The organism is Streptococcus sp., assembly GCF_019414905.1.
In the GTDB taxonomy this organism is placed as follows: Bacteria; Bacillota; Bacilli; order Lactobacillales; family Streptococcaceae; genus Streptococcus.
Map to the genome: position 1 here is coordinate 1 of NZ_DXLC01000200.1, position 5,608 is coordinate 5,608.

Genomic DNA, 5,608 nt, shown 5'->3' on the forward strand with positions numbered 1-5,608 from the left:
GGCATTGAAACAGTCGCCAATCGCATCCAAGCAGAATTTCAACGTCTGGACCAAGAAACCAAACAATGGCATAATGATAAAAAACCAAACCCCCTCTGGTGGCTTATCCGCATCCCTGCCCTAATCCTTGCCATTATCCTCGCTATCCTAACCATCATCTTTAGCTTTATCGCAAGCTTCATCTGGAATCCAGATAAAAAGAGAGAAAACCTTGGCTAAATAAATACAACAATCCCTTGGCAAAAGCCAAGGGATAATTCTTTTATTCGATTTTCCATTTTTGAGCCAACCACCTAGAAAAAGCTAGGAATCGTTCAGCTACTTGTTCATGGTGTCCATAAGGATCAAAGACAAACTGACCGTTCGGATAGCATTTCTGAAGACTGGTATGGATCTGCTCAGCATAGGCTGGTGCTTGAGCCAAGCGATTAGTATGGTGTGCTCCTTCTGTTTGACCATTCTGTAAATACAGCAAACAGTCTAGATTTTTCACCTTTTCTTCCTTGCAATAAGTCACAAAATCAGGATACCAAAAGGAACCGCAGATAGAAAAGACACAAGAAACCTTGTCAAAGCTGAAAAGACTGTAGACTGCCACCAAACCACCTAGGGAATAACCTCCGTAGGCAAGGCGAGTTTCGTCCAGGCGATAAAGCGACTGCAACTTGTCTAAAAGACCTCCAAATAAATGATCATGATAGACGTTGGCCTGACCTCCAAAATCTGGAGCGCCATCTCTCAGAGCCAATGTCGCCCAGGGAGTGTAGTCTTCTAAGCGATTTTTAGAGGTCAAGCCCACTAAAATCACAGATTCGGAAAGGGACGATAGGAAGTCCAAGTTTCCATCATTCAATAAAATAGCCGGATAGGTTTGATTGGGGTCATAGTTAGAGGGAAGGCTGATTTTGACTTGGATTCCTTCCCAATCAAACTCATTATTTATTGATAAAGTCATTGATTTTCTCAAGGGAATCAATCACTGCTGGACCATAATCCATCAATTCATCGTAAGAGATGGTCATGATTTTTTGATTCTTAATAGCAGGAACGCTTTCCAAAACAGCATTTGCCTTCATCAACTCTACTGCTTTTTCATCCAATTTTTTATTGCGATCGCTGGTTACATAGATAATCAATTCAGGATCCATTGACACGAGATTTTCCAAGGTCAAGCCTGATGTACCCGTAGCAACGTTTGTATAACCAAGTTGGTTCAGCAAACTTTCTTGCAAAGCAGACTTGTAGGCACCGAAGGTTTCATCATTATAAGCAACCATAATCAAAGCCTTTTTCTTTTCACCTTGACTTGCTGGGTTTCCTTTCTTAACAGCCTCGATTTTAGCTTGTAATTGGGCTGCGTATTCATTAGCCTTGTCCTGCACATTAAAAATCATTCCAAGATTTTTAACGTCTTCTACAATATTCCCCAAATCTTGCTGAATTGTTGAGAGAGAAGCTTTTTGAGTATAAACTGGGATTTTGTTTTCATTCCAAGTGCTAACTGTCCCCAAGGATTTTTCAGAAAACATCATGTTTCGACCCATCACAGCGTCTGGCTCATAAGAAAGGACTGTCTCTTGTGAGACTGTTTTTTTATCCCCAATTTGAGGAATCGTCGCAATCGCGTCCTTGTATTTGTCCGTCACAGCATTGTCTGGATTGAGCATACCAACAATTTTATCCTTCAACCCCAACTCCAATAAGATTTCAGTGGTTGAAAGATTGTTGGTGATCACTTTTTCAGGTGCCTTGTCAAAGACTTGTTCGACTTCATTTCCTTTAGCATCATAGGTCTTAACCGTTAACGGATAAGTCGTCTCTGCGTTAGCCTTTTGACTTGTCTCTGTGCTAGATTGTGTGGTAGCTTTTTCTGTAGTAGTATTGCCACAAGCTGCCATGGTTAGGGTAGCTACTGTTACAAGTAAAATACTGAGTGTTTTTTTCATCTTGTTTTCCTTTTCATTCTTATAAATAGTGAATCATAGCTTGCTGATCCTCGGTCCAAGTAACCTGACTTTGAACTCCGTATACAGTTTGCAATGACTCAGGGGTGATGGTCTCCTTTGGAGTCCCTTGGTAAAGGATTTCTCCCTCTTTCATCAGATAGAGATAATCCGAATAGCGACAAGCAAGTTGAATATCATGCAAGACAGCTAGAACATTGACCTTGAGCTCCTTCACAATGGCCAATAAGTCCAGCTGGTACTTGATATCCAGGTGATTGGTTGGTTCGTCTAGGAGTAAGAGAGTCGGTTCTTGCGCCAAGGCGCGGGCTAGTAAAACTCGCTGTTTCTCTCCCCCTGACAGAGACGAATAGAGACGAGTTTTCTTCTCAAGCATATCCACCTTGACAAGAGCATCTTGAACGAGAGCATAATCTCTTTCCCTTTCCTTCTGTAAAAAAGAGAGGTGGGGAGTTCTTCCCAGCAAGACGATTTCTTCAACTGTACAATCAAACTGCAATTGATTAAACTGGGTGACAACTGCCATTTGCTTAGCTGTTTCTTTGAGCCTCCATTGTTCCAGAGGCTTTCCATCTAGGCTTATCAAGCCTTTGTCCGCCTTTTCCTGACGATAGAGGAGTTTAAGTAGGCTGGTTTTTCCACTTCCATTTGGCCCTAATATCGTGTGAAATTGATGCCCTTCAACCTTAAGAGAGACTCCTTTGAGTATTTTTTTCTCTCCTAGTCCAAAATGGATATCCTGACAAATCAAGTCCATATCAGACCCTCACCTCCCTTCGCCTACCTCCAACAATGTAGATAAAGAAGGGAGCACCTACTAAGGCTGTGAAAATACCAATTGGAAGCTCTGCGTTTGGAATGATGATACGGGAGAGTACGTCTGCCCAAATGACAAAGAGGGCACCCAGCAAGGTTGCAACAGGAAAAAGCCTCTTGTAATTCGTTCCTACTAACCCTCGAGCTAAATGTGGAGTAATCAGACCGACAAATCCAATAATCCCACAGGTTGCCACTAAGACTGCTGTTAGCACAGCCACCATGGTCACATAAAGATACCAATAAAAGCGTAAGGGAATCCCCAAAGTTAAAGCAGCCTCATCTCCCATCATCATCGCATTGAAAACACGATACTGAGTAGAGAAAAATAGAAAGGCCATTCCTACTACTATAGTTGGCAGGACTAAGTCAGACCAGGTAGTCCCAGCGAGCGAACCCATGGTCCAAAACTTAATGGTCATCACACTATCCGCATTAGCGCCGACTGAGATAATAAAGTTTGAAAAAGCCAGAAAGAGAGCGTTGACCACCGTTCCTGATAAAATCAGACTAGAAGTCGTCATCCTTCCCTGCATAGAGGCAATGATGAGGACAGCAATTGTTGCTAAAATAGCTCCAAGAAAAGCTCCAAGGCTAATCATCACTTTTAAACCAAGAATGATGCTCAAGGTTGCACCTAGAGTTGCACCCGCAGATATTCCTAAGACATAGGGCTCTGCGATGGGATTGTTCACTGTAGACTGCATCACACTACCACACATAGAAAGACCAGCCCCTACTATCAGACCTAACAATACTCGGGGGAATCTCATGTTCCATACAATGGCAAGAGTAGACTTGGAAACCTCTCCTATCTCAAGAGGAAATCCCAACCTGCTCAAAATAATCCGATAGGTAGCTCCTAGATCAATCGCAACAGATCCCATAGAAACTGCTAGAAAGAGAGAAATCCCTAAAACACCTAGCAAAATACCTAAAAGTAACACAAATTGCTGGTCTTGTCGGCTTCCAGAAAATTTGGAAAGCATGCAAACCTCCTTTGATAGAATCTTAAAAATTTAGAAAATTCTCATGAAAAGTATACCATATTTTCAACAATGGAACAAGATGAGAACAAATGAATATAGTTGGTTTTATAGTGCTAGGAACCGTAAGTAAAGATAATACTTGAGTATATCGAGGTAAGGTGCCAACGCAAAAAGCCCTCTGAAGTCAGAGAGCTGATTTGAGCTCGGGCTAAAATCCTAGCGAAACAAAAAAATCTACACGATCAGAAAAGTCTCTATCGTGCCATTTTCATACATGATATATAGTCCAAGTAGAATGAATACTAAGGGCACAATGATTCGCTCGTATTTTTCAATTGTCTCGAATATTAACGGAATAGAGGATAACACCCGACTAATCTCGCATAAGATAATTATGCCGATTACAAACACAAGCAACGCCACGAGGGTCTGTGACCAATCTAACGAAGCAAAATAAGGTATATAGATACCTAAATTATCTCCGCCAGACGCAATTGTTAGCAATGTAACTGTCCAAAACAGTTGATTTGCCTTGCTTTGTTCTAATCTTTCAATAATTTCTTCCTCTTCTTCCTCTTCTTCCTCACCTTCTCCAACAATTGCAAAGCGAATCCCTAAATAGATAGGGATTAAACCAAGCAATCCAACCATCCATTCTTCAGGCACGAAATTAACGACATAAGCAGCAACTAAACTCGCCCCTACAAGTAAGCCTGTGCCTAGATATTGCCCCGCATAAATATGCCATTTTTGTTTATTCTGTGATAGCTGTGCAAATAAAATAAATAAAATAATTAAATAATCGATACTGGTGGAAATATAAACACCAATAGCAGATATGATTGTCTGTCCCATAAAAAACCTCCTGTATTGGTCAGTAATAAATCAGCAGATTTTAGGAGAGCACAGACACATTAATTTAGCTATCGCTAGTGGGTAATGTCGAACATAGGAAAGCATTTTACTCCTCCTCAAAACGTAGTTACAAAGTAATTTCTAACTGGAATTCGGTGACTACTTCCATGTAAAGTATAACATACTATACTTTACTTCGTAAAGTGTGGGCTCTCCGAGGGGGCTTGCAGACAGCTACTCGGCTTTTCAAGCCGAGTAGCTACGCACCTTTATGGTGTAATTAGATGATACCATTTGAGGTTTTTGTAGTCTCCAAAATTGCGACCGATAAAACCTCAATAAAAAAGCCCTCTGAAAATCAGAGAGCTGATTTGAGCTCGGGCTAAAATCCTAGTGAAAAAAATGGAACTCCTTGTGTTCATCGAACACTGTGTCGTTTCCCTATTTTCATACGGATTTCTTACGCCCTTAGCATCATAATTCTTGCTGGATAAATCGTTTATAGACTAGGCGACAAGGCGAAGATTGTACAAAATTTTTAGTAAAAGATAAATTGTAAGAATAAGTGCAACATTTACTTGAACTCATCCTCTAGGGCTTCACAAGCATTTCTGTAAGCTAAACACTTTCGTGGTCGGTGATTGATGTCATATAAGGCCTTTTTCAAAGCCTCATCAGAAATAGCGGCTAAATCTGTTTTCTTTGGGAAATATTCTCTTAGTAAGCAATTTGAGTTTTCATTGCTTCCTCTCTGCCAGGAAGAATAGGCGTCCTCAAAGAAAAAGGGAATTCCTAAGTTCTCCACCAGAGGATAGCAGGCAAACTCTAAAATTGGAATTTCATGTTTGTGTATCATCTGTTGCCTCCTAAGTTTTAAGAATTATTATATCAAAAAATAACCACTGTAATATGATTTCATAGGAACTACTTCCTAAGAATCACAAATAAAAACCAATTAAACAATGTACATAACTGAAAAGAAAG

5 protein-coding genes and 2 pseudogenes are annotated in these 5,608 nt (G+C 40.5%); 1 reads left to right on the plus strand and 6 read right to left on the minus strand.

What is annotated here, in order from left to right; all coding sequences use genetic code 11:
* Window positions 1-219, plus strand: a pseudogene (locus QZ359_RS06000) (1-acyl-sn-glycerol-3-phosphate acyltransferase); the annotation flags it as partial.
* Between the two features lie 43 nt (window positions 220-262).
* Here the strand turns inward: QZ359_RS06000 and QZ359_RS06005 are convergent.
* From QZ359_RS06005 to QZ359_RS06030, 6 genes and pseudogenes are all read right to left on the minus strand, one after another.
* Complete coding sequence (locus QZ359_RS06005; RefSeq protein ID WP_293964010.1) at window positions 263-955, minus strand: alpha/beta hydrolase-fold protein; 693 nt, start codon at window positions 953-955, stop codon at window positions 263-265.
* Window positions 936-1,946: an ABC transporter substrate-binding protein gene (locus QZ359_RS06010; protein WP_101785875.1), complete on the minus strand. Its 1,011-nt coding sequence runs from the start codon at window positions 1,944-1,946 to the stop codon at window positions 936-938. Before QZ359_RS06010 ends, QZ359_RS06005 begins: the two co-directional genes overlap by 20 nt.
* Before the next feature lie 19 nt (window positions 1,947-1,965).
* Window positions 1,966-2,721: an ABC transporter ATP-binding protein gene (locus QZ359_RS06015; RefSeq protein WP_125431803.1), complete on the minus strand. Its 756-nt coding sequence runs from the start codon at window positions 2,719-2,721 to the stop codon at window positions 1,966-1,968.
* 1 nt (window position 2,722) lies between these two features.
* Window positions 2,723-3,769: an iron ABC transporter permease gene (locus QZ359_RS06020; protein WP_293964015.1), complete on the minus strand. Its 1,047-nt coding sequence runs from the start codon at window positions 3,767-3,769 to the stop codon at window positions 2,723-2,725.
* A gap of 234 nt (window positions 3,770-4,003) precedes the next feature.
* On the minus strand, window positions 4,004-4,624 hold the full coding sequence (locus tag QZ359_RS06025; protein WP_045611205.1) for a CadD family cadmium resistance transporter: 621 nt from the start codon (window positions 4,622-4,624) through the stop codon (window positions 4,004-4,006).
* A gap of 574 nt (window positions 4,625-5,198) precedes the next feature.
* Window positions 5,199-5,450: pseudogene (locus QZ359_RS06030) on the minus strand (IS30 family transposase); the annotation flags it as partial.
* Window positions 5,451-5,608: the final 158 nt, after the last annotated feature.

Coding starts and splice junctions, on each gene's coding strand:
- QZ359_RS06010 (WP_101785875.1), bottom strand. CDS start 1,946: ATGAAAAAAACACTCAGTATTTTACTTGTAACAGTAGCTACCCTAACC.
- QZ359_RS06005 (WP_293964010.1), bottom strand. CDS start 955: ATGACTTTATCAATAAATAATGAGTTTGATTGGGAAGGAATCCAAGTC.
- QZ359_RS06025 (WP_045611205.1), bottom strand. CDS start 4,624: ATGGGACAGACAATCATATCTGCTATTGGTGTTTATATTTCCACCAGT.
- QZ359_RS06020 (WP_293964015.1), bottom strand. CDS start 3,769: ATGCTTTCCAAATTTTCTGGAAGCCGACAAGACCAGCAATTTGTGTTA.
- QZ359_RS06015 (WP_125431803.1), bottom strand. CDS start 2,721: ATGGACTTGATTTGTCAGGATATCCATTTTGGACTAGGAGAGAAAAAA.